1 protein-coding gene is annotated in these 1,492 nt (G+C 66.7%); it reads right to left on the bottom strand.

All coding sequences use genetic code 11. The features are described 5' to 3' along the window. Nucleotides 1-8: 8 nt before the first annotated feature. A complete protein-coding gene (locus ACFVJS_RS27920; RefSeq protein WP_378886793.1) occupies nt 9-1,367 on the bottom strand; it encodes an ISL3 family transposase in 1,359 nt (452 codons plus the stop codon). Nucleotides 1,368-1,492: the final 125 nt, after the last annotated feature.

Here is a 1,492-nt window from a genome sequence, read left to right as displayed (position 1 = left end):
GGCTCTTCCTACCTGAGGTGGGGGTGGCGTAGGCCGCCGGCGATGAGGAGCATCCTGAGTCGGTAGTGGTCCAGGTTGCGGAAGCCACGGGCGATGCGGCGGTGGAGTTCGATGAGTCCGTTGATGGCTTCTGTGCCGCCGTTGCTGGCACGGTCGGTGTCGAAGTAGGCCAAGAACGAGGGGCGCCACTGTGTGAGGGTCTTGCCGAGCCGCTTGATCTCCGGGATCGGGCAGGTCGGCAGAGTCTTGAGCAGCTTCTCTGCGATTCGGCGTCCCTCAGCCAGCCGGTCGGTGGTGTAGGCGCTGCGAAGTTGTTGGGCGCACTGCCAGGCGAGGTAGACCTCGTCGTGACGCTCGTCGGCGATGATGGCGCGGTCCAGGCGGGCGCGTTGTCGTTCGGTGAGCTTCTCGGCCCCGCAGCGCAAGATGGTGCGGATGCCGTAGAGCGGGTCACCTTTGCGGCCGCGGTGGCCGTGGATCTCTTGCTGGACGCGGCGGCGGACCTCGTCGACCGCGGCGGTGCCGAGCTTGACGATGTGAAAGGCGTCCAGCACGGCGGTGGCGTCTTCAAGTTGGTCGTCGATGGCGTTCTTGTAGCCATGGAACGGGTCCAGCGTCGCGACCTCGACACCGTCACGGAACTGCTTGCCGCGCTCCTCGAGCCAGTCGCTGTAGACCCTCCCGGATCGACCGGGGACGAGGTCCAGCAGCCGTGCCCGGGTTCGCCCTTGCGCATCGAGGGACAGGTCGACCATTCCGGTCAGTTCCTTGGGTCCTCGACCGCCGGATTCGATGGGCAAGGTGCTGGTGTGATGCCAGATGTGCTCGTCGACCCCTAAGCGGGTGACGCCGGCGAAGCGGGACTCATCGGCGGCCATCTGCTCAAGCAGCGGCTGGATCGAGGACCACACCGTGTTCCAGGTCGTGCCCAACTGCCGCGCCAGCCCGAGTATCGAGGCATTCTCGCCTCGCAGCTGGCTCAGGGCCCACCAGCATGCCCGCGTCGACAGCTTGGCCCGGGGCGCCGCGAGCTGGTCGTTCTGTTCGGTGAAGACCTTGACCGCACACGCTGGTTCGACACAGCGCCATGTCCGCTTGCGCCAGACCAACCGCACCGGGCGACCGAAGCACGGTGCGTCGATCAGCTCGACATCACGACGCCCGTGGCTGTGGGCGATCACGCCGCAGGATCGACAGCCCATCACCGCTGGCGCGGACTCGACCCGCACTGTCAGGATCCCGACGTCAGGATCGACCTCGACACCGGCGACATGGAAGCCCTCGATGCCGACGAGCAGATCACAGTTGTGGCAGTAGCGCGGGTCGTGCTGGCAGCGCACAGCGACACCCGCCGTAGGCTCGGACACGTCGAGGCCTTCCGGCTTGGTTTGCTTGGTCGCTACCGATCTTGGAGGCCTCGACGCCTACCCAAGTGCCACCACGCCGCCCAACGCGGCGACCGAGCTCACCCCCACCTCAGGTAGGAAGAGCC

Source organism: Nocardioides sp. NPDC057772, assembly GCF_042798075.1.
In the GTDB taxonomy this organism is placed as follows: Bacteria; Actinomycetota; Actinomycetes; order Propionibacteriales; family Nocardioidaceae; genus Nocardioides.
This window is presented reverse-complemented; position numbering and strand designations above follow the sequence as displayed.